The sequence below is a fragment of the Nocardioides salarius genome (assembly GCF_016907435.1).
Classification (GTDB): Bacteria; Actinomycetota; Actinomycetes; order Propionibacteriales; family Nocardioidaceae; genus Nocardioides; species Nocardioides salarius.
On sequence record NZ_JAFBBZ010000001.1, the window covers coordinates 1,378,207 to 1,398,328 of the forward strand.

The window sequence follows — 20,122 nt, forward strand, 5'->3', positions numbered from 1 at the left end:
GATGTGACCACCTGAGAGCAGCCTGAGCGTGGCACCGACCGGCCAGGTGTGGCTAGGGTCGTCTGTCATGACCGCTGAGCAGACGTCGTCGGAACCCAGCGCCGCCACCGGAGAACCGCTGGTCGTGCTCGACCACGTCGACAAGTGGTTCGGCGACCTGCACGTGCTGCAGGACATCGACCTCACCGTCCACCGCGGTGAGGTCGTCGTGGTGATCGGCCCGTCGGGCTCCGGCAAGTCCACGTTGTGCCGGGCGATCAACCGGCTCGAGACGATCGACAAGGGCGAGATCTCCCTCGACGGCCAGCCGCTGCCCGCGGAGGGCAAGGCGCTCGCGGCGCTGCGCGCCGAGGTCGGGATGGTCTTCCAGAGCTTCAACCTCTTCGCCCACAAGACGATCCTCGAGAACGTCACGCTCGGGCCGATCAAGGTGCGCGGCATCAAGAAGGCCGAGGCCGACAAGCGCGCGATGGAGCTGCTCGACCGCGTCGGCATCGCCCACCAGGCCAAGAAGTACCCCGCCCAGCTCTCCGGCGGCCAGCAGCAGCGCGTGGCCATCGCCCGCGCCCTGGCGATGGACCCCAAGGTGATGCTCTTCGACGAGCCGACCTCGGCGCTGGACCCCGAGATGATCAAGGAGGTCCTCGACGTCATGGTCGACCTCGCCGAGCGGGGCATGACCATGGTCGTGGTCACCCACGAGATGGGCTTCGCGCGCACCGCCGCCGACCGGGTCGTCTTCATGGCCGACGGCGCGATCGTGGAGGAGAACACCCCCGAGGAGTTCTTCACCAACCCGCGCAGCGAGCGCGCCCAGGACTTCCTCAGCAAGATCCTCAAGCACTGAACCAGCAGCACCCCGCACCACTCAGTTCCGCCGACAAAGGAGATAGAACGATGCGTCTGACCAAGTTCACGGCAGCCTTCGCGGGCGTCGTCCTCGCCGGATCCCTGGCCGCCTGTGGCGGTGACAGCGAGAGCGAGCCGGAGGTCGTCAGCGACGCCGAGTTCGAGGCCGGCACCACCATGGCCAAGCTCTCCGATGCCGGCTCGATGACCGTCGGCACCAAGTTCGACCAGCCCGGCTTCGGCCTCCTGGGCCTCGAGGACACCCCCGAGGGCTTCGACGTCGAGGTCGCCAAGATCATCGCCGGCGCCATGGGCATCGCGCCCGAGGACATCGAGTGGAAGCAGGCCTCCTCCGACATCCGCGAGCAGGTGATCGAGGACGGCGACGTCGACATGGTCGTGGCGACGTACACGATCAACGAGGAGCGCGCCGAGCGGATCACCTTCGCCGGGCCGTACTACGAGGCCGGCCAGCAGCTGATGGTCACCGCCGACAACGACTCCATCGAGGGCCCCGAGGACATCGCGGACAACCCCGACATGAAGGTCTGCTCGGTCACCGGCTCGACCCCCTCGGAGCAGATCAAGGAGTACCTGGCCTCCGACGACCAGCTGGTGCTCTTCGACATCTACGACAAGTGCAAGGACGCGCTGGGCAACGGCCAGGTCGACATCGTCACCACCGACAACGTGATCCTGCTCGGCTACGTCGACGAGAGCGAGGGCGACTTCAAGCTCGTCGGCGAGCAGTTCACCGAGGAGCCCTACGGCATCGGCATCGAGAAGGGTGACGTCGAGTTCTGCGAGTTCATCAACGAGACCCTGGCCGACAACGAGGACGCCTACGTGGCGGCCTGGGAAGCCACCGCGGGCGAGGTCGAGGGCACCGAGACCCCCGAGCTGCCCGAGGCCGCTCCCTGCGCCTGATGCTGGCCTGACCCACCCCTGACCGGTGGGGGCGCGGCCCGCGCCCCCACCGGCTCACCGAGAGGAACCACCGTGGATCCGGTGATCGACAACCTCGACCTCTACTGGTCGGGGTTCCTGCGCTCGCTGAGCATCATCGGCTGGAGCCTCGTGGGCTCGCTGCTGCTCGGCACCCTGATCGCCGCGTTCCGGGTCTCCCCGGTCGCCTCGCTGCGGGCCTTCGGCGCCGCGTGGGTGACCCTGATCCGCAACTGCCCGCTGACCATCGTGCTGTTCTTCATCGCCTTCGGCCTCCCCGAGATCGGCATCAACGCCAGCTACTACTTCTTCGGTGTCGCGAGCCTGATCATCTACACCTCCGCGTTCGTGTGCGAGGCGATCCGCTCGGGCATCAACTCCGTCTCGGCCGGCCAGGCCGAGGCCGCTCGGGCCATCGGCCTGCCCTTCACCCAGACCCTGACCCAGGTGGTGCTGCCGCAGGCGCTGCGCGCCACGGTGCCGCCGCTGGGCAGCGTGCAGATCGCGATGTTCAAGAACTCCGCGGTCGTCGGCGCGTTCGGTGTCGGCCGCGACCTGTGGAGCGTGGGGCGAGACCTGACCAGCGCCCAGGGCTACTCCTACGTCCCGGTGCTCACCGGCGTCGCGATCGGCTACCTGGTCATCACCCTGACCGGCGGCGCACTGCTGGCGGTCATCGAGCGGAAGGTGGCGATCGCGCGATGAGCCAGACCTCGGTCCTCTACGACGCCCCCGGGCCGCGCGCCGTACGCCGCGCGCGCATCGGCACGGTCGTCGCGATCCTCGTCTTCCTCGCCCTCGCCACGCTGGTGGTGCTGCGACTCGCCGACCGCGGCCAGTTCGACGCCGAGCTGTGGAACCCCTGGATCAACCCCTCCGACGACACCTTCAGCCAGGTCTGGACGCTGGTGCGCAGGGGCCTGGTGGCCACCCTGGTCGCGGCGGCGCTGTCCATCGCGCTGTCGCTGGCGGTCGGGGTGCTGCTGGGCGTGGCCCGGATGATGCTCGGACGCGGCTGGCGGGTGCCTGTCGTGGCCTGGATCGAGCTCTTCCGCGGGCTGCCGGTGGTCGTGACCATCGTCTTCGTGTGGCGGGCCATGGTCGAGATCGGCATCGACGTCGGGCCGCTGCCCGGCGAGCCGGCCCTGTGGTACCTGGTCATCGGCCTGACGCTCTACAACTCCGTGATCATCGCCGAGATCCTGCGCGCGGGCGTCAGCTCGTTGCCCAGCGGCCAGCGCGAGGCCGCCCTGGCCGTGGGCCTGACCAACGGCCAGGCGATGCGCACGATCCTGCTGCCGCAGGCCTTCCGGGTGATGCTGCCCGCGCTGATCAGCCAGCTCGTCGTGGTCCTCAAGGACACCTCGCTGGTCGCGGTGATCGGGCTGGGCTACCTCGAGCTGCTCAGCCGGGGGCGACAGATCTCGCAGAACCTGGACAACCCGATCCAGACGCTGCTGATCATCGGCGCGATCTACATCGTCATCAACTACGGGCTCTCCAAGCTCGCCGAGTACGTCGAGCGGCGGATGGGGCGCGCGAGCGGCTCGAGCGCGCAGGCCGGCTCCGCGGTGGGCGGGGCCTGAGCGGTCGAGCCGCCGCCGGCGTACGCCTCAGGCTTTGGGGGTGACCCAGAGCCGGATGACGCCCTCCACCACGACCGTGCCGTCGTCGCGCACCCCGCGCACGCGCACGGCCAGGTCGGGGTCGTCGGAGGTCCACTGCTCGGGGTCGGTCTCGGCGACGCAGGTGATGTCGCTGGTGGCCTTGGCGGTGTAGGCCACCTCCATCCCCTTGGGGATCCAGCGCTTGTCGGCGGGCACGCTCGCCTCGGCCAGCGCTCCCATCACGGCCTCGAGGCCGTTGCACAGCGCGATGGCGTGCACGGTGCCGATGTGGTTGTGCACCCGGCGGCGCTTGGGCAGCACCAGCTCGGCGTGGTTCGGCTCGATGACGGTGAAGCGCGGGCGGATGGTCGCGAAGTACGGCGCCTTCTGCGCGAAGGCGACGCTGAAGACGCGCGCGCCGACCGTGGCGCCGACGACGGGCAGGGAGGTGGCGCGCTGCCACAGGGCGAGGACGGGGGTCATGGGGTTCAGATTACCGCTCGGTAACTTCGGGTGTGGGCCGGGGCTTGTCAGGGAGCTCCTGCGCTTGTCGTGGGTTGCAACGCCTGACAAGCGCAGGAGTCCCCGGCCGGCCGGGGACTCATGCAGGGGCCGGGCGGGGTCAGGCCAGGGAGAGGAACCAGCGCTCGAGGCGGTCGAGGTCCTCGGGCTGCAGGGTCTCGCCCTCGGCGACCTGGCGGCGCAGGTCGGCGGAGATGATGGCGAAACCGGCCCGGTCCAGCGCCCGGGAGACCGCCTTGAGCTGCACGACCACGTCGGAGACGTCGCGCGACTCCTCCAGCATCCGCAGCACCCCGCCGAGCTGGCCCTGGGCCCGCTTGACCCGGTTCTTGACCGCGGTCATGTCGACGGGGGCGACCGCCTCAGCCGGCTCTGCCGGCTCAGCGGTCAGGCTGGTGGTCGCACTCATGAGCAGGCCCCTCTGGCTGGTGCACCCCCGGTCGGGGCGTCGTGTGCACAACGCCGCAGGTCGGGCCGGGTTACGCCGGCGCCAGCAGCTCCACGCGGTTGCCGTGGGCGTCGCGCACGTGCGCCCGCTCGTGGCCCTCGAAGGTGTGCCGCTCGGTCAGGTCGACCTCGAAGCCGAGCCCGGCCAGCCGGTCGGTGAGCGCGTCCAGCGCCGCCACCGAGTCCAGCACCAGCGCGGGGTGCGCCTTGCGCGCCGGGGCGAACGGCTCCTCGACGCCCACGTGCACCTCGGCGCCCACCGCACCGGCGGCGTCGTACGAGCGGAACCAGGCGCCGCCGCGGGCCCGCAGCGCCACCGGCTTGTCGGCCTCGACCATGCCGAGCCCCTCGACCCAGAAGCGACGGGCGGCCTGCTCGCCACCGGGCGGGCAGGAGACCTGCACGTGGTGCAGCCGCATCACCGCGCCCCCTCCGACTGGTGGGCCGGCTTGTGGGCGACCACGAAGACGCGCCGGAAGGGCAGCACCACCCCGGCCGGCCCGGCCGGGTAGGCCTCGCGCAGCCGGCGGCGCAGCTCGTCCTCGAAGCCCGGCCGCAGCTCGTCGGGCAGCGCCTGCAGCGTCGGGCGCGCGCCGGTGGCGCTGACCCAGGTGAAGACCGGGTCCTCGCCGGTGAGCACGTGCAGGTAGGTGGTCTCCCAGGCGTCGACCTGCGCCCCGAGGCGCGCCAGCGCGTCGAGGTACGTCGCCGGGTCGTGGCTCGAGGGCACCGCCGCGCCCCGCGTGTGCTCGGCGTACGCCGCCTGCGCGGCCAGCTCGGTGCGCAGCGTGTGGCTGGGCTGGTCGAAGTTGCCCGGCACCTGCACCGCCAGCCACCCGCCCGGGCCGACCCGCTCGAGCAGCGCCGGCAGGAGGTCGAGGTGGCCGGGCACCCACTGCAGGGTGGCGTTGGAGACCAGCACGTCGACCGGCTCTCCCCCGGCCTCGAGCCACTCGCGCAGGTCGGCCCGCTCGAAGTCGACCCCAGCGACCCCGCCGACGTCGCGCCGGGCGGCCTCGACCATCTCCCGGCTCGAGTCGAGGCCGACCACCCGGGCCCCGGGCCAGCGGGCGGCCAGCAGCGCGGTGAGGTTGCCGGGGCCGCAGCCCAGGTCGACGACGGTGCGAGGAGCCTCGGCCCCGACCCGCGCCACCAGCTCGGCGAAGGGGCGGCCGCGCTCGTCGGCGTACGTCAGGTAGCGCTGGGGGTCCCATGCATTTATCTTGATGTCAAGAGACTTGCTCCGGGTCGTGGCCCGCACCAGGTCTCTTGACGTCGAGAATCTCGACAGGGGCTAGGCTGCCCCCATGCGGGACGAGGTCGACGAGCTGGTGGAGGCGTGGGCGCGCGAGCGCTCCGACCTCGACCTGGGCCCCGTCGAGGTGTTCAGCCGGATCAGCCGGCTCTCGCGCCACCTCGACCTGGCCCGCCGGGCGGCGTTCAGCGCCGAGGGCATCGAGTCGTGGGAGTTCGACGTGCTGGCGGCGCTGCGCCGCGCCGGTACGCCGTACGAGCTCTCCCCCGGCCGGCTGCTGCGCGAGACCCTGGTGACCAGCGGCACGATGACCAACCGCGTCGACCGGCTCGTCGCCCGCGGGCTCGTCGAGCGGCTGCCCGACCCCGCCGACCGGCGCGGCGTCAAGGTGCGCCTGACCCCCGACGGCAAGAGCGCCGTCGACAGCGCGTTCACCGCCCTGCTCGAGGCCGAGCGCGGCTTCCTCGCCGACCTCCCCGACGCCGACCGCGAGCGCCTGGGCGACCTGCTGCGCACCCTGCTCACGCCCTTCAGCTGACCTCGCCACGGCCACCCAGGCCGACGGCAGGGCCTACTCCAGCAGCTCGGAGGCCTCGAGCCACTCCATCTCGAGCTCGTCCTTCTCGGCGGCGAGGGTGCTGAGCTCGGCGCCGAGGGTGGCGACCTTGGCGTGGTCGGAGGCGTGCTCGAGCACCTGGGCGTTGAGCTCGGCCTCGCGGGCGTCGAGGCGCTTGATGGCCTTCTCGACCCGGGTGACGGCCTTGCGCGCGGCGCGCTCCTCGGCCGAGCCGGGCTTGGCCCGCTTCGAGGTCGGTACGTCGTCGCCGCCGGCCCCCGCGCCCGCTCCGGCGCCCGCGCCGGTGGGGGCCAGGCCCTGGGCGCGGCGCTCGAGGTACTCGTCGACGCCGCGGGGCAGCATCGAGACCTGCCCGTCGCCGAGCAGCGCCCAGACCGAGTCGGTGACCCGCTCGAGGAAGTAGCGGTCGTGGGAGACCACGACGAGGGTGCCGGGCCAGGCGTCGAGGAAGTCCTCGAGCACCTGGAGGGTGTCGATGTCGAGGTCGTTGGTCGGCTCGTCGAGGAGCAGCACGTTGGGCTCCTCGAGCAGCAGCATCAGCAGCTGGAAGCGGCGCCGCTCGCCACCGGAGAGCTCGCCGATGCGCGCGGTGAGCTTGTCGCCGGTGAACCCGAAGCGCTCCAGCATCGAGGTGGCGCTGATCTCGCCGCCGTCGGTCTTCACGACCCGGCGGTAGGACTCGACCATCGGCAGCACCCGCTTGTCGGGGTCGAGGTCGTCGAGCTGCTGGGTCAGGTGTCGCATGGCCACGGTGCGCCCGCGCTTGACCTTGCCGGCGGTGGGCGCCAGGTCGCCGGAGAGCAGCGCGAGCACCGAGGTCTTGCCAGCGCCGTTGACACCGACCAGGCCGACCCGGTCGCCGGGGCCCAGGCGCCAGGTGGCGCCGGTGAGCAGGGAGCGCTCGCCGCGCTGCAGGTCGACGTCCTCGACGTCGAGGACCTGCTTGCCCAGCCGCTGGGTGGCGAACTTCTGCAGCTCGAGCCGGTCGCGCGGCGGGGGCACGTCCTCGATGAGGGCGTTGGCGGCCTCGATGCGGAACTTCGGCTTGGCGGTGCGGGCCGGGGCGCCGCGGCGCAGCCAGGCCAGCTCCTTCTTGGCCAGGTTGGCGCGCCGGGCCTCCGAGGCCGAGGCCTGGCGGGCGCGCTCGGCCTTGGCCAGCACGTAGGCGGCGTACCCGCCCTCGTAGGCGTCGACGACGCCGTCGTGGACCTCCCAGGTCCACTGGCACACCTCGTCGAGGAACCAGCGGTCGTGGGTCACCACCACCATCGCGGAGGCCCGCTTCTTGAGGTGCCCGGCCAGCCAGGCGACGGCCTCGACGTCGAGGTGGTTGGTGGGCTCGTCGAGCACGATGAGGTCGTGGTCGCCGAGCAGCAGCGCGGCCAGCGAGCAGCGCCGGCGCTCGCCGCCGGAGAGCCCGAGCACGGGCCGGTCGAGCGAGACGCCGGCGAGCAGCTCCTCGACGACCTCGCGGGTCTTCTGGTCGGCCGCCCACTCGTGGTCCTCGAGGCCACCGAGCACGGCCTCGCGCACGGTGTGGGTGTCGACCAGCTCGTCGCCCTGGTGCAGGTAGCCCACGTGCAGGCCGCGGCTCATCGAGACCCGTCCGGAGTCGGGCTCCTCGAGGCCGGTCATCACCTCCAGCAGCGTGGTCTTGCCGTCGCCGTTGCGGCCCACGATGCCGATGCGCATCCCCTCGCCGACGCCGAGGGAGACCTCGGTCAGCAGCGGGCGCACGCCGTAGGACTTGGAGACCTTCTCGAGGTTCAGCAGGTTAGCGGCGGCCATCAGACGTATTCCACCACGTGCGCGCCGGCGACCGGCGCCGGGACCACCGACGTACGCCGGTGCCCGCGCTCGGCGAGCTCGGCGTCGACCGCCTCGGCCTGGTGCCGGTCGCCGCACAGCAGCAGCACGCTGGGCCCGGAGCCCGAGAGCAGCGCGGCGTGCGCGCCGGCGGCCAGGGCGTCGTCGAAGGTGGCGCCCAGCTCGGGTCGCAGCCGCAGGGCGGGCTCCTGGAGGTCGTTGCGCAGCAGGCGGGCCAGCCGCTCGACGTCGCCGTCGAGCAGCGCGTCGTGCAGCGCGGTGGGGATCTCGGGGGCCGGTACGTCGCGCCCGGCGTGCAGCTCGTCGAAGGCGCGGTAGACGCCGGGGGTGGCCAGGCCGGCGTCGTTCTCGACCACCACCCACCACCACGAGCCGTTGTCGGCGACCGGGGTGACCAGCTCGCCGTGCCCGCTGCCGACCGCGGTGCCGCCGAGCAGCGCGAACGGCACGTCGCTGCCCAGCCCGGCGGCCAGGCGCAGCAGCTCGTCGTCGGGGGTCTGCAGGTCCCAGAGCCGGTCGAGGGCGACCAGGGTGGCCGCGGCGTCGGCGGAGCCGCCGGCCATCCCGCCGGCCACCGGGATGCCCTTGCGGATCTCGACCTTGGCGGCCCGGTCGAGTCCGTGGTGGGCGGCCAGGGCGCGCCCGGCGCGCAGCGCGATGTTGTCGTCGTCGGCGGGCACCTCGGCGAGGTCGATGCGCCCGTCGCCGCGCAGGTGCACCGACCACTCGAGCTGGTCGGAGACGGTGACGTCGTCGTAGAGCCCGACGGCCTGGTAGAGGGTGGCGAGGGGGTGGAAGCCGTCCTCGCCCAGGGGCCCGACGCCGAGGTGGAGGTTGATCTTGGCGGGGGCCCGGACGGTGGTGCTCATCCGGCAGCCTCCTGGGGGTCCTGGGGGGTCTGGGGGTCCTGGGGCAGCTGGTCGTCCAGCGCCTCGGCGATGCGCACGTAGTCCTCCACCGTCAGGGTCTCGCCGCGGGCCAGCGGAGGGACCCCCGCCTGCTCGAGGGCGGCGTCGACCCGCTCGGCCGGGGCCAGCGAGCGCAGCACGCCGCGCAGCGCCTTGCGGCGCTGGGCGAAGGCGGCGTCGACGACGGCGAAGACCTGCTCGCGGGTCGCGGTCGTGGCCGGCGGCTCGCGGCGGGTCCAGGCCACCAGACCCGAGTCGACGTTGGGCGCTGGCCAGAAGACGTTGCGCCCGATCGCGCCGGCGCGGCGCACGTCGGCGTACCAGGCGGCCTTGACCGACGGGACGCCGTACACCTTGGAACCGGGGCGGGCGGCGAGCCGGTCGGCGACCTCGCTCTGCACCATCACCAGGCCCCGCTCGAGGGAGGGCAGCAGGGCGAGGAGGTGCAGCAGCACCGGCACCGAGACGTTGTAGGGCAGGTTGGCCACCAGCGCGGTCGGCGGCGGGCCGGGCACCTCGGTGATGCGCATGGCGTCGCCCAGCACCACCTCGAAGCGCTCGGCCTGCGCGGGGGCGTGCTCGGCGATGGTGCGCGGCAGCCGCCCGGCGAGCAGCTCGTCGAGCTCGATGGCCACCACCCGCCCGGCCACCTCGAGCAGCGCGAGGGTCAGCGAGCCCAGGCCGGGGCCGACCTCGACGACGACGTCGCTGCCGGTCACGCCCGACTCCCGCACGATGCGGCGCACGGTGTTGGGGTCGATGACGAAGTTCTGGCCGCGCTGCTTGGTGGGGCGCAGGTCGAGCTCGGCGGCGAGCAGACGCACCTCCGCCGACCCGAGGAGTCTCGGGCCGGCGGAGGTGTCAGTCATGGGGTCAGCCTAGGGGTGGGTGTGCGGGGGCTTGTCAGCCGACTCCTGCACTTGTCAGGTGTTGCAACACCCATCCAGTGCAGGAGTCCCCGGCTGGCCGGGGACTCCTGCAGCGGGTCGTGCGTCAGCGGGGCAGGCCCAGCTTGGCCGAGCAGGACGGCCAGGCGCCGTACCCGCCGCGGGCGTCGCGCAGGCGGGTGGCGACGGCGATCTGGGTCTCGCGGCTGCTGGTGTGGGGGTAGCCCGCACCGCCGTAGGCGCGCCAGGTCTGCAGGTTGAACTGCAGCCCGCCGTAGTAGCCGTTGCCGGTGTTGATGGCCCAGTTGCCGCCCGACTCGCACTGCGCGAGGCTGTCCCAGACCGAGCTGCCGGCCGCGAAGTTCGCGGCGGGGGCGGGCTCGGAGGGGCGCTCCTTGGTGCCGACCTCGACGACGCGGTCGACGGGCTGGCGGGTGACGGTGGCCTTGACGAGCTTGCGCGCCACGACCTGGCCGTTGCGGATGGTGACCTGGTACGTCGCCTCGCGGGCGCCGGCCTCGCCCTCGCGGGCCACCTGCTCCTCGTCCTCGAACATCGAGGCGTCGCTGCGCTCGACGGTGCCGAAGGCGACGGACTCGGTGACCTTGCGGGTGTCCTTCTTGATGTCGGTGAAGACGATCTTGTCGCCGTCCTCGACGCGCTTGGCGAAGCCGGGCTTGGCCTGGTCGAGCTTGTGCACCTTGACGCCGAGCTCGTCGAGGGCGTCCTGGACGGTGGCGGCGGTCAGCGTCTTCCTGACCGGCTTCTTGCCGGCGATGACGAAGGTGAGCTTCTTGGCGGTCACGACCTCCAGCGAGGCACCGGAGCGGTCGAGGTCGCCGCCGCGGCTCAGGGACAGGTCGGCGCCGTCGAAGCCGCGGCCGATCTGCTCGAGCGCGGAGTCGACGTCGGTCGCGGTGACCCAGTGCGTCTCGGTCTCGCCGTCGACGGTCAGCTCGAGGGGCCGGCCGTAGCGCACGCTGATCTCGCTGCCGTCCTCGATCGGGTCGCCCAGCGACGGGGCGACCTGGTCGTGCTCGCCGATCTCGATGCCCTCGTCGTCCAGGACGTCGCCGACGGTCGCGGCGCGGGCGCTGATCTCGCGCTCCTCACCGTCGACGGTCAGGGTGACGGTGTCGGCCATCGCGGTGTAGCCGAGGGTCGTGCCGGCCACGGCGAGCACCACCACGGCGGTCAACGAGACCATCCAGGCGCGGCTGCGGGCCACGGTCGAGGCAAGGTTGCTGATACGTCGCACAGTTCTCCAGGGTCGTGCTCCCCGGGTCTCGACCCCCACCGGCTCCCGTCGGCACAGCACCTCTACGCTGGTGGTGCTGGAGTGACGGGTGTGCCGGGCGGCGACGTCGTACGAGCCACCTGCGGCACCGGAGGGACCATGGCGATCCCGGCTGTCAGTACTCCACCACAGCAGAGGCCCCGGCGTCCGCCAAGTCCTCACCCCCCGACGTGAGCAGGCTCTCGTCGGCGTGATCACCCCTCCTCACCGGTCGTCTGCGCAGGTCACCGGGGCGATTCAGGCGCCCCCGACCCCGCGCTCGGCGCCCGCACGGCTTTTACCCTCGGCTCGGCGCGCCGGCACCCCAGGTGCCGCCGAACGCGGCCTCAGTGGCGGCGTCGATGCCGGCGCACAGCTCCTCGAGGTCGGCCCCGCGCACCTCGGCCATGGTGCGCACCGTCAGCGGCACCAGGTAGGAGGCGTTGGTGCGCCCACGGTGGGGGTGCGGGGTCAGGTACGGCGCGTCGGTCTCGACCAGCAGCCGGTCACCGGGCACCAGCGCCAGCGCCTCGCGCAGCGGGTCGGCGTTCTTGAAGGTCACGGTGCCCGCGAAGGACAGGTGGGCGCCACGGTCGAGGCAGCGCCGCGCGAAGTCGGCGTCGCCGGAGAAGCAGTGCATCACCCAGCGCTCGGGGGCGCCCTCCTCGTCGAGGAGGGCCAGGACCTCCTCGTGGGCGTCGCGGTCGTGGATGACCAGGGTCTTGTCGAGCCGCTTGGCGATGTCGACGTGGCGGCGGAAGGACTCCACCTGCGCGGCCCGGCCCTCCTCGCCGGTGCGGAAGTGGTCGAGGCCGGTCTCCCCCACCGCGCGCACCCCGGGGTGCGCGCCGGCGAGCTGCTCGATCTCGGCCAGCGCCGCGTCCAGCTGCCCCGCGGCGGCCAGGCGCGGCGCCTCGTTGGGGTGCAGCGCGACGCCGGCGACCAGGGCGTCGTACGCCGCCGCCGCCTCGACCGCCCAGCGCGCGCCGGGCAGGTCGCAGCCGATCTGCACGACGCGGGTGACGCCCACCGCGGCGGCCGCGGCCAGGGCGTCCTCCACGGGGAGCGCGGCCTCGTCGCCGCGGCCCATGTCGAGGTGGCAGTGGTTGTCGACGACGGGGTGCGGCAGCGGCGCCGGCACCGGCGGCAGGTCGTCGCGCGGCGGGGTGGACCCCGGGCCCGGCGCGCTCACGTGCCGCTGATCCGCTCGAGGACCGCCTCGGCCGCGGCGTCGGGCGCCTGGCCGGGGATCCAGTGGGTGACGCCGCGCAGCACGACGAGCTCGTAGGGCGCGTCGACGTAGTGCTCGGTGGCCTCGACGCCGCTGCGGTCGAGGAAGGAGTCGCCGTCGGACCAGACCATCGTGGTCGGCACGGTGACGTGGCGCGGCACCTGGCGGCGCTCGAGCAGGCCCAGGGCGCGGTACCACATCAGCCCCCCGCGCAGCGCGCCGTGCTCGACGATGCCGGTGCGGAACTGCTCGACCTCGGCGGGGCTCATCCCGCCGCGGCGCAGGATGCGCGCGGCCAGGGCGGGCCGGGCCAGCACCCGCTCGGCCAGGCCGCGGACCTGGAAGACGCCGACGTACCAGGAGCGCAGCGGCTGCAGGGAGCCGCGCATGGAGCGGGCGAAGGCGGCGGGGTGGGGCACCGAGAAGGCGGTCAGGGTGCGCAGCAGCTCGGGGCGGGTCTGGGCCAGCGACCAGGCCACGATCGCGCCCCAGTCGTGCCCGACCAGGTGCACCGGCCCGCCGACCCGCTCGACGAGGGCGGCGACGTCGGCGGTGAGCAGCGCGAGGCGGTGGTCGCGGCGGCGCGGCGGCCGCGCGCCCGGGGAGTAGCCGCGCTGGTCGGGGGCCAGGGTGCGGAAGCCCTGGGCGTGCAGCCGGGCGGCGACCTGGTGCCAGCTCGAGGCGCGCTCGGGGAAGCCGTGCAGCAGCACGACCACGTCGCCGTCGAGGGGGCCCTCGTCGATGACGTCGAAGACCAGGCCGTCGTGGGTGTAGGAGGAGATCCGCTCCAGCGCGCGCCCGCTCACCGCACGTGCACCAGCTGGTAGACCTCGCGCTTGGGCACCCCGGCGAGCCGGGCCACCTCCGCGATCGCTTCCTTGCGCGTCATGCCCTGATCCTCGCGCTCGGCGACGGCGGCGACGAGGGCGGGGGGCTCGGTGGAGATCGCGGCGCTGGGGGCGGCGCCGGTGACCACGATGGTGACCTCGCCGCGCACGCCCTCGGCGGCCCAGGCGACCAGCTCGCCCAGCGGCCCGCGGCGCACCTCCTCGTGGGTCTTGGTCAGCTCGCGGCACACCGCGGCCACCCGGTCCTCGCCCCACGAGGTCGCCATCGCGGCGAGCGCGGCCTCGGTGCGGTGCGGGGCCTCGAAGAAGACCATCGTGCGCTCCTCCTCGCGCAGGGAGTCGAGGCGCCGCGAGCGCTCGCCGGCCTTACGCGGCAGGAAGCCCTCGAAGCAGAACCGGTCGACCGGCAGCCCGCTGACCGCGAGCGCCGTCAGCACCGCGCTGGGCCCGGGCACCGCGGTGACCCGCACCCCGGCCTCGGCGGCCGCCACCACCAGCCGGTAGCCGGGGTCGGAGACGCTGGGCATCCCGGCGTCGGTCACCAGCACCACCCGCTCGCCGGCCAGCAGCGCCTCGAGCAGCGTGGGCGTGCGGGCCTGCTCGTTGCCCTCGAAGTAGGAGACCACCCGGCCCCCCAGCTCGATGCCCAGGTCGGTGGTCAGGCGGCGCAGCCGGCGGGTGTCCTCGGCGGCGACCACGTCGGCGCCGGACAGCTCGGCCGCCAGGCGGGGCGGTGCGTCGCCGGCCTGGCCGATGGGGGTGGCGGCCAGCACCAGCACGCCGTACGGGACGGGATGCTCGCTCACGAGCCGGTGACAGGGGTCGAACCTGCGACATCCTCTTTACAAGAGAGGTGCTCTGCCAACTGAGCTACACCGGCGGGGGCGCCCAGCCTAGCCAGGCCGGGCCGTGCGCGAGCCGAGCGGGGCTCAGCTCATGCCGCCGTCGTGGGCCACGACCGCGCCGGTCATCATCCGCGCGTCGGCGGAGGCCAGGTAGACGACGGTCGAGGCGATCTCGTCGGGGGTCGAGGCGCCGCCGGGCAGCATCGCCAGCAGCCGGTCGGACACGCGCGGGTCGAGGTCGGCGGGGTAGGTCTCGGCCACCTTGGCCACCAGCGGGGTGTCGACGGTGCCGGGGCACACGGCGTTGACGCGGATGCCGTCGGGCGAGAGCTCGAGGGCCAGCGAGCGGGTGAGCTGGGTCAGCCCGCCCTTGGCCACGGCGTACGCCGCGGCGTAGGGCTGCGGGACCCGCCCGGCCACCGACGAGACGTTGACGACGCAGCCCCGGCTGGCGCGCAGGTGCGGCAGCGCGGCCTGGACGAGGAAGAACGGGCCGCGCACGTCGACGGCCTGGACCCGGTCGAAGACCTCCTCGGTGACGGTCTCGAAGCGGCCGAACTGCACGATGCCGGCGACGTTGGCCAGCACGTCGATGCCGCCGGCCTCGGCGCAGCGGGCGATCGCGGCGTCGACCGCGGCCTTGTCGGCCACGTCGCACTCCACGAAGGTGACCCCCTCGGGCACGCTCGTGGCGATGTCGAGGCCGAAGACGGTGTCGCCCAGGGCGCGGAACCTCTCGGCGGTGGCGAACCCGATGCCGGAGGCGGCCCCGGTGACGACGACGACGCGGCTGCTCATGCCCCGCAACCTAGAACACGTTCTAGTTCGACGGCAAGGGTGCCGCACTTCCAGCCGGGCCTGGGAGCATGGCGCCATGGACGCCCCCCTCCTGCACGAGCCGCACCACGACGGCTCCGCGCTCTACCTCGACCCCGAGACCCCCGCGCCCGGCTGGCCGGTCAGGGTGCGGCTGCGCACCTGGGTCGGCGACGACGTCGAGGCGGTCTGGCTGCGCACGACGTACGACGCCGAGCCGGTCTTCCACCGCTGCGCCGAGGTGACCCGCGACGAGACCGGCGACGCCCCCGCCGAGCACGGCTCGGTGTGGTGGGAGGGCGAGCTGCCGGTGCACAACCCGGTCACCCACTACCGCTTCCTGCTCGCCGGCCCGGGCGGGCGCCAGCGCTGGCTCACCGCCGCGGGCGTCGTCGAGCACGACGCCCCCGACACCTTCGACTTCCGCGTCTCCAGCCACGCCGCGCCGCCGGAGTGGGGCCGCGAGGCCGTGGTCTACCAGGTCTTCCCCGACCGGTTCGCGCGCTCCGCGGCCGCCGACGAGCGCGAGACGCCGCCCTGGGCGGTGCCGGCCGGCTGGGACGACGAGGTGGTCTTCGAGGGCTCCGACCCGCGCACTCCCCTGCAGCTCTTCGGCGGCGACCTCGACGGGGTGACCGAGCACCTCGACCACGTGGCCGCCCTCGGCGTGAGCGTGCTCTACACGACGCCGGTCTTCCCCGGGGAGTCCAACCACCGCTACAACGCCTCCACCTTCGACGGCGTCGACCCGCTGCTCGGCGGCGACGACGCCTACGCCCGCCTCTCGACCGCGGTGCACGAGCGCGGGCTGCGCCTGCTCGGCGACCTGACCACCAACCACACCGGCGACACCCACGAGTGGTTCCGCGCCGCGCTCGCCGACCCCGAGGGGCCCGGCCGCGGCTGGTACTGCTTCCGCGCCGACGGCTCCTACGAGTGCTGGATGGGCCACCACACCCTGCCCAAGCTCGACCACACCGACCCGGGGCTGCGCGCGGCGATGACCGAGGGGCCCGACAGCGTCGTGGCGCGCTGGCTGCGGGCGCCGTACGACGTCGACGGCTGGCGCATCGACGTGGCCAACATGACCGGGCGGCTCGGCGCCACCGACGTGGCCCACGACGTGGCGCGCACCGTGCGCGCGACCGTGCAGGCCCAGCGGCCCGACGCGCTGGTGATCGGCGAGCACAACCACGACGCCTCGAGCGACCTCGACGGCGACGGGTGGCACGGCACCATGAACTACTCCGGCTTCTCGTGGCCGGTGTGGTCGTGGCTGCGCGACGAGGCCTCGCCGGCGCGCGCCTTCGGCCGGCCGCTGCCGGTGCCGCGGCGCGGCGGCGCGCTGGTGGCGCGCACGATGCGCGAGTGGACCGCGCGGCACGGCTGGCGGGCCACCACGTGGTCGTGGAACATCCTGGGCTCCCACGACTCCGCGCGCATCCGCACCCTGGTCGGCTCGCCCGAGCAGCACCGGGTCGCCGCCGGGCTGCAGTTCACCCTGCCCGGCGTGCCGATGCTCTTCGCCGGCGACGAGATCGGGCTCGAGGGCGTCAACGGCGAGGACGCGCGCCGCCCGATGCCCTGGGACTCCCCCGACACCTGGGACCGGCAGACGATGGGCACCTACGCCGCGCTCGCGCGGGTGCGCGCCGAGCACCCCGCGCTCGTGCGCGGCGGGCTGCGCTGGGCCCACGCCGACGACGACACGATGGTCTTCGTGCGCGAGCACCCCGCCGGCTCGGTGCTGGTCTGCGCCCGGCGCGCTCCCGGCGAGGCGATCACCCTGCCCGCCGCCGCGCTGACGCTGCCGGCGCTCGACGGCGCCCCGGCCCGCCCGGTCGGCGACCCCGCGCCGCTGCTGGCCACCGAGGGCGCGCCGGCACCACTCGTCGTACGCGACGGGGGGCTGGAGGTGCCCGCCGGCGGGCCCGGCGTCACCCTGTGGCGGCTCTGAGCGGGCGGGCCTAGGCTCACCGGATGGCCCTGCGCATCGTCGCCAGCCGACCCGACCCCGCGATCATCACCCTGCCCTGGGCGACGCCGCTCGAGGAGTGGGGCGAGGAGCACGTGGTGCCGCTGCCGCGCGGGCTCTCGCGCCACGTGGTGCGCATCGTGCGGCTGCGCGAGCGGGTGTACGCCGTCAAGGAGACCGTCGAGCCGATCGCGTTCCGCGAGTACCGGCTGCTGCGCGACCTGCAGCGGATGGGGATGCCCGCGGTGGTGCCGCAGGGCGTGGTCGCCGGACGGGTCGACGCCGACGGCGAGGAGCTGCCGGCCGCGCTGATCACCGAGCACCTGCGCTTCTCGCTGCCCTACCGCAGCCTCTTCAGCCACGGCGCCGGGCGCGAGGACCTGCCGCGGCTCGTCGACGCGCTGGTGGTGCTGCTGGTGCGCCTGCACCTGGCCGACTTCTACTGGGGCGACGTGTCGCTGTCGAACGTGCTGTTCCGGCGCAGCGCCGACGGGTTCGCGGCGTACCTCGTCGACGCCGAGACCGGCGAGCTGCGCCCCAGCCTGTCGCGCCAGATGCGCGAGCACGACGTCACCGTGGCCACCGAGAACGTCTTCGCCGAGCTGCTCGACCTGCAGGCCAGCCTGCCCGAGGGCGGCTCCGTGGCCCGGGCCATCGAGCCGCACGAGGTCGTCGAGCTGCTCCAGCGCCGCTACGACGAGCTGTGGAGCGAGCTGACCGGGCACGAAGAGTTCTCCGCCGGCGAGCTGTGGCGCATCGAGCGGCGCCTCGAGCGGCTCAACGACCTCGGCTTCGACGTCGACGAGCTCGACATCGTCACCGACTACGACGGCGACCAGGTGCGCATCCAGCCCAAGGTCGTCGAGGCCGGCCACCACCGCCGCGAGCTGCAGTCGCTGACCGGCCTCGACGTCGAGGACGCCCAGGCGCGGCGCCTGCTCAACGACCTGGCCGCCTTCACCGCCCACCACGACCTGGGCCGCGAGGACCGTCAGCTGGTCGCCAACCGGTGGCTGACGAAGATCTACGAGCCGCTGGTCGCGCTGATCCCCGACGAGGCCCGCGGCAAGCTCGAGCCGGCGCAGTTCTTCCACGAGGTGCTGGTGCACCGGTGGTACCTCTCCGAGCGCGCCGGTCGCCCCGTCGACATCTTCGACACCGCCCGCGACTACATCGACACCGTGCTGCGCTCCAAGCCCGACGAGGCGCTGGCCGCCGACGAGCCCGACGACCAGGCCCAGATCTCACCCTGACCCGGCGCAGATCTCCCGCCGACCCGGCGCAGATCTCACCGGCGGGTTCTAGGTAGTCACGCAACACCTCGATGACTGAGGAGTTGTGCCATGGCTCGTCCGATGCGGCCCAGGGAGTTCGACCGTCCGTTCTGGGAGGCGATCCGTTCAGGGCTGGGGGTGAAATCAGCGGCTCGTGCGACGGGCATGTCTTCGACCACCGCGAAGCGGGTCTTCGGCAAGGCTGGCGGGGTGAACCCTGTTCCTGTGAAGCCGCCGGTGGGTCGGTACCTGTCGTGGGGCGAGCGCGAGGAGATCGCGGCACTGACCCATGCCGGCCACGGGATCCGCGAAGTCGCGCGTCGTACCGGTCGCAGCCCGGCCACGATCAGCCGCGAGTTGGCTCGGGGCGCGACCGGTCGTGGGTATCGGGCCTCGGTGGCCCAGGCCAAGATCGACCGTGGCCGGACGAGGTCGCGGGGCGCGAAGCTGGCCACGAACCTGACGCTGCGCCGAGTGGTCCAGGAGCACTTGGTTCAGCACCTGAGCCCCGAGCAGATCGCTGGCAGACTCGTCCTCGACTTCCCCGACGATCCGGAGATGCGGGTGTCGCCCGAGACGATCTACCAGTCGCTGTACATCCAGGCCCGTGGTGGGCTCAAACGCGAGCTGACCACCCATTTACGCACCGGTCGCTACATGCGCAAACCGCATCGCCGCGAGGCCGAACGACGTGGCCGGATCCCCGGCATGGTGATGATCAGCGAACGCCCCGCCGAGGTCGAGGACCGCGCGGTGCCCGGGCACTGGGAAGGCGACCTGATCCTCGGCTCGACCGCCTCGAAGTCGGCGGTGGGCACCCTGGTCGAGCGCAGCACCGGGTTCGTGATGCTGCTGCACCTGCCCGGCGACCACGGCGCCCTGGCGGTCCAAGACGCACTCGTGGCGAAGATGGCCACCCTGCCCGAGCAGCTGCGCGGCTCGCTGACCTGGGACCAGGGCGGCGAGATGGCCAACCACGTCCAGATCGCTGAAGCCACCGGCCTGGATATCTACTTCTGCGATCCCCACTCGCCCTGGCAACGCGGCGCCAACGAAAACACCAACGGCCTGCTGCGCCAGTACCTGCCCAAAGGCAGCGACCTCTCGTTCTACGGCCCCGGCCTGCTCGACAAGATCGCCTCCGAACTCAACGCCCGACCCCGCAAACGCCACGGCTTCCGCACCCCAGCCGAGGTCCTGGACCAACTACTCTCAGACCCCACCACCAACAACGGTGTTGCGTGACTACCTAGATTCCGCCACCCTGACCCGGCCCAGATCTCCCACCGAGTCGGCCCGGACCTCCCCGGCCCCTGGATCGGGCGTGGCGGGAAGTTCAGGCCGGCTCGGCGCGAAGTTCGGGCCGGGTCAGGGTGAAGTTCAGGCCGGGTCAGGGGGAAGTTTGGGCCGGGTCAGCGGGGGTCACGGGCGGCAGACGCGGCAGGTGGTGAGGTGGCCGTTGTGCTCGCCGACGGGGTGCAGGTCGCTGCGGTGGGCGATCAGGGAGCAGTCGCGGCGATGCATGGTGGTGCCGTCGCCGGCGGTGACCGGGAGCGCGGAGACGTCGACGCCGTCGTCGCGGGTGGCCGCGGCGCGCGAGGTGACGTCGGCGAGCACCAGCAGGGTGTCGGCCAGGCGCTTGGACGACTCGCGGCCGTCGTCGGCGATGCGGGCCAGCCAGGCGCCGAAGTAGAGGAACCCGCCGCAGAAGGTCAGCCCCAGCCCCAGCAGCCCGCCCGAGACCAGGTAGGAGATCTGGTCGTACTCGTAGGGCGTGTTGGCCGCGCCGTACCAGCCCAGGATGATCACCACGAGGCCCAGCGGCAGCAGCACCGCGCCGGCCCAGAAGAGCACCACCTGCAGCAGCCGGTAGTTGTTGTTCTTCAGCGGCGCCGCGCCGTTGCCGCCGCGCGAGCCGGCCCGGGGCAGCGAGCCGAGCGCCGAGGCGCCGGTGCGGGCGCCCGAAGCCGGCGCGGCGGGGGCGGCCACGGCGGTGCCGGTGGGGGTGGGTGCGGGGTCGACGGTCGTCATCG

The 20,122-nt window shown here is 73.2% G+C and carries 21 protein-coding genes and 1 tRNA gene; 8 read left to right on the forward strand and 14 right to left on the reverse strand.

Annotation, left to right across the window (positions count from 1 at the left end):
* The first annotated feature begins 67 nt into the window (after window positions 1–67).
* The 4 genes from JOE61_RS06705 to JOE61_RS06720 all read left to right on the forward strand — a co-directional run bounded on the left by JOE61_RS06705 (window position 68) and on the right by JOE61_RS06720 (window position 3,380).
* Window positions 68–847 carry an amino acid ABC transporter ATP-binding protein gene (locus JOE61_RS06705; protein ID WP_372440055.1) on the forward strand — a complete coding sequence of 260 codons (780 nt, stop codon included), beginning with the start codon at window positions 68–70 and terminating at the stop codon, window positions 845–847.
* 50 nt (window positions 848–897) lie between these two features.
* The gene (locus JOE61_RS06710; RefSeq protein ID WP_193670137.1) at window positions 898–1,776 is read left to right on the forward strand and encodes a glutamate ABC transporter substrate-binding protein; all 879 of its coding nucleotides are present in this window, start codon (window positions 898–900) and stop codon (window positions 1,774–1,776) included.
* A gap of 72 nt (window positions 1,777–1,848) precedes the next feature.
* Window positions 1,849–2,499, forward strand: a complete 651-nt coding sequence (locus tag JOE61_RS06715; protein ID WP_193670138.1) for an amino acid ABC transporter permease — start codon at window positions 1,849–1,851, stop codon at window positions 2,497–2,499.
* Complete coding sequence (locus JOE61_RS06720) at window positions 2,496–3,380, forward strand: amino acid ABC transporter permease (RefSeq protein WP_193670139.1); 885 nt, start codon at window positions 2,496–2,498, stop codon at window positions 3,378–3,380. The genes JOE61_RS06715 and JOE61_RS06720 overlap by 4 nt, the downstream gene beginning before the upstream one ends.
* A 27-nt stretch (window positions 3,381–3,407) precedes the next feature.
* Here JOE61_RS06720 and JOE61_RS06725 read toward each other — a convergent pair whose 3' ends face one another.
* The 4 genes from JOE61_RS06725 to JOE61_RS06740 form a co-directional block, all read right to left on the reverse strand.
* Window positions 3,408–3,884, reverse strand: a complete 477-nt coding sequence (locus tag JOE61_RS06725) for a hotdog fold domain-containing protein (RefSeq protein WP_193670140.1) — start codon at window positions 3,882–3,884, stop codon at window positions 3,408–3,410.
* A gap of 139 nt (window positions 3,885–4,023) precedes the next feature.
* A complete protein-coding gene (locus tag JOE61_RS06730; protein ID WP_204797167.1) occupies window positions 4,024–4,332 on the reverse strand; it encodes a metal-sensitive transcriptional regulator in 309 nt (102 codons plus the stop codon).
* Between the two features lie 70 nt (window positions 4,333–4,402).
* Entirely contained in the window at window positions 4,403–4,789 is a 387-nt protein-coding gene (locus tag JOE61_RS06735) for a VOC family protein (protein WP_193670141.1), read from the reverse strand.
* Window positions 4,789–5,631 (reverse strand): methyltransferase domain-containing protein, encoded by an 843-nt coding sequence (locus JOE61_RS06740; protein ID WP_307822852.1) that lies wholly within the window; start codon window positions 5,629–5,631, stop codon window positions 4,789–4,791. The genes JOE61_RS06735 and JOE61_RS06740 overlap by 1 nt, the downstream gene beginning before the upstream one ends.
* 46 nt (window positions 5,632–5,677) lie before the next feature.
* Between JOE61_RS06740 and JOE61_RS06745 the strand changes: the two genes are divergently transcribed.
* Window positions 5,678–6,163, forward strand: a complete 486-nt coding sequence (locus JOE61_RS06745) for a MarR family winged helix-turn-helix transcriptional regulator (RefSeq protein ID WP_193670142.1) — start codon at window positions 5,678–5,680, stop codon at window positions 6,161–6,163.
* 33 nt (window positions 6,164–6,196) lie between these two features.
* Here the strand turns inward: JOE61_RS06745 and JOE61_RS06750 are convergent, their stop codons facing one another.
* From JOE61_RS06750 to JOE61_RS06790, 9 genes are all read right to left on the reverse strand, one after another.
* Entirely contained in the window at window positions 6,197–7,990 is a 1,794-nt protein-coding gene (locus JOE61_RS06750; RefSeq protein WP_193670143.1) for an ABC-F family ATP-binding cassette domain-containing protein, read from the reverse strand.
* Window positions 7,990–8,898, reverse strand: a complete 909-nt coding sequence (locus JOE61_RS06755; protein WP_193670144.1) for a 4-(cytidine 5'-diphospho)-2-C-methyl-D-erythritol kinase — start codon at window positions 8,896–8,898, stop codon at window positions 7,990–7,992. The genes JOE61_RS06750 and JOE61_RS06755 overlap by 1 nt, the downstream gene beginning before the upstream one ends.
* The gene (gene rsmA / locus JOE61_RS06760) at window positions 8,895–9,806 is read right to left on the reverse strand and encodes a 16S rRNA (adenine(1518)-N(6)/adenine(1519)-N(6))-dimethyltransferase RsmA (protein WP_193670145.1); all 912 of its coding nucleotides are present in this window, start codon (window positions 9,804–9,806) and stop codon (window positions 8,895–8,897) included. Before rsmA ends, JOE61_RS06755 begins: the two co-directional genes overlap by 4 nt.
* Before the next feature lie 124 nt (window positions 9,807–9,930).
* Window positions 9,931–11,082 (reverse strand): resuscitation-promoting factor, encoded by a 1,152-nt coding sequence (locus JOE61_RS22075; protein WP_307822853.1) that lies wholly within the window; start codon window positions 11,080–11,082, stop codon window positions 9,931–9,933.
* Between the two features lie 316 nt (window positions 11,083–11,398).
* A complete protein-coding gene (locus JOE61_RS06770; RefSeq protein ID WP_307822854.1) occupies window positions 11,399–12,292 on the reverse strand; it encodes a TatD family hydrolase in 894 nt (297 codons plus the stop codon).
* The gene (locus JOE61_RS06775) at window positions 12,289–13,137 is read right to left on the reverse strand and encodes an alpha/beta fold hydrolase (protein ID WP_307822855.1); all 849 of its coding nucleotides are present in this window, start codon (window positions 13,135–13,137) and stop codon (window positions 12,289–12,291) included. The genes JOE61_RS06770 and JOE61_RS06775 overlap by 4 nt, the downstream gene beginning before the upstream one ends.
* The gene (rsmI, locus tag JOE61_RS06780; protein WP_307822856.1) at window positions 13,134–13,985 is read right to left on the reverse strand and encodes a 16S rRNA (cytidine(1402)-2'-O)-methyltransferase; all 852 of its coding nucleotides are present in this window, start codon (window positions 13,983–13,985) and stop codon (window positions 13,134–13,136) included. The genes JOE61_RS06775 and rsmI overlap by 4 nt, the downstream gene beginning before the upstream one ends.
* Before the next feature lies 1 nt (window position 13,986).
* Window positions 13,987–14,059, reverse strand: a tRNA-Thr gene (locus JOE61_RS06785).
* 49 nt (window positions 14,060–14,108) lie between these two features.
* On the reverse strand, window positions 14,109–14,822 hold the full coding sequence (locus JOE61_RS06790; protein WP_193670146.1) for an SDR family NAD(P)-dependent oxidoreductase: 714 nt from the start codon (window positions 14,820–14,822) through the stop codon (window positions 14,109–14,111).
* 76 nt (window positions 14,823–14,898) lie between these two features.
* Between JOE61_RS06790 and JOE61_RS06795 the strand changes: the two genes are divergently transcribed.
* The 3 genes from JOE61_RS06795 to JOE61_RS06805 all read left to right on the forward strand — a co-directional run bounded on the left by JOE61_RS06795 (window position 14,899) and on the right by JOE61_RS06805 (window position 19,334).
* Window positions 14,899–16,797, forward strand: coding sequence for a glycoside hydrolase family 13 protein (locus JOE61_RS06795; RefSeq protein ID WP_193670147.1), 1,899 nt, complete (start codon window positions 14,899–14,901; stop codon window positions 16,795–16,797).
* A gap of 23 nt (window positions 16,798–16,820) precedes the next feature.
* Window positions 16,821–18,068, forward strand: coding sequence for a DUF4032 domain-containing protein (locus tag JOE61_RS06800; RefSeq protein ID WP_193670148.1), 1,248 nt, complete (start codon window positions 16,821–16,823; stop codon window positions 18,066–18,068).
* A gap of 90 nt (window positions 18,069–18,158) precedes the next feature.
* On the forward strand, window positions 18,159–19,334 hold the full coding sequence (locus tag JOE61_RS06805) for an IS30 family transposase (protein ID WP_443678569.1): 1,176 nt from the start codon (window positions 18,159–18,161) through the stop codon (window positions 19,332–19,334).
* 177 nt (window positions 19,335–19,511) lie between these two features.
* Here the strand turns inward: JOE61_RS06805 and JOE61_RS06810 are convergent, their stop codons facing one another.
* Window positions 19,512–20,120, reverse strand: a complete 609-nt coding sequence (locus JOE61_RS06810) for a hypothetical protein (protein ID WP_193670149.1) — start codon at window positions 20,118–20,120, stop codon at window positions 19,512–19,514.
* Between the last annotated feature and the right edge of the window lie 2 nt (window positions 20,121–20,122).

Excerpts from the sequence above, each read along its gene's own strand:
- JOE61_RS06800 (WP_193670148.1), top strand. The coding sequence starts at position 16,821 with ATGGCCCTGCGCATCGTCGCCAGCCGACCCGACCCCGCGATCATCACC.
- JOE61_RS06805 (WP_443678569.1), top strand. The coding sequence starts at position 18,159 with ATGGCTCGTCCGATGCGGCCCAGGGAGTTCGACCGTCCGTTCTGGGAG.
- rsmA (WP_193670145.1), bottom strand. The coding sequence starts at position 9,806 with ATGACTGACACCTCCGCCGGCCCGAGACTCCTCGGGTCGGCGGAGGTG.
- JOE61_RS06710 (WP_193670137.1), top strand. The coding sequence starts at position 898 with ATGCGTCTGACCAAGTTCACGGCAGCCTTCGCGGGCGTCGTCCTCGCC.
- JOE61_RS06750 (WP_193670143.1), bottom strand. The coding sequence starts at position 7,990 with ATGGCCGCCGCTAACCTGCTGAACCTCGAGAAGGTCTCCAAGTCCTAC.
- JOE61_RS06790 (WP_193670146.1), bottom strand. The coding sequence starts at position 14,822 with ATGAGCAGCCGCGTCGTCGTCGTCACCGGGGCCGCCTCCGGCATCGGG.
- JOE61_RS06730 (WP_204797167.1), bottom strand. The coding sequence starts at position 4,332 with ATGAGTGCGACCACCAGCCTGACCGCTGAGCCGGCAGAGCCGGCTGAG.
- JOE61_RS06735 (WP_193670141.1), bottom strand. The coding sequence starts at position 4,789 with ATGCGGCTGCACCACGTGCAGGTCTCCTGCCCGCCCGGTGGCGAGCAG.
- JOE61_RS06720 (WP_193670139.1), top strand. The coding sequence starts at position 2,496 with ATGAGCCAGACCTCGGTCCTCTACGACGCCCCCGGGCCGCGCGCCGTA.
- JOE61_RS06810 (WP_193670149.1), bottom strand. The coding sequence starts at position 20,120 with ATGACGACCGTCGACCCCGCACCCACCCCCACCGGCACCGCCGTGGCC.
- JOE61_RS06745 (WP_193670142.1), top strand. The coding sequence starts at position 5,678 with ATGCGGGACGAGGTCGACGAGCTGGTGGAGGCGTGGGCGCGCGAGCGC.
- JOE61_RS06725 (WP_193670140.1), bottom strand. The coding sequence starts at position 3,884 with ATGACCCCCGTCCTCGCCCTGTGGCAGCGCGCCACCTCCCTGCCCGTC.
- JOE61_RS06705 (WP_372440055.1), top strand. The coding sequence starts at position 68 with ATGACCGCTGAGCAGACGTCGTCGGAACCCAGCGCCGCCACCGGAGAA.
- JOE61_RS06755 (WP_193670144.1), bottom strand. The coding sequence starts at position 8,898 with ATGAGCACCACCGTCCGGGCCCCCGCCAAGATCAACCTCCACCTCGGC.
- JOE61_RS06795 (WP_193670147.1), top strand. The coding sequence starts at position 14,899 with ATGGACGCCCCCCTCCTGCACGAGCCGCACCACGACGGCTCCGCGCTC.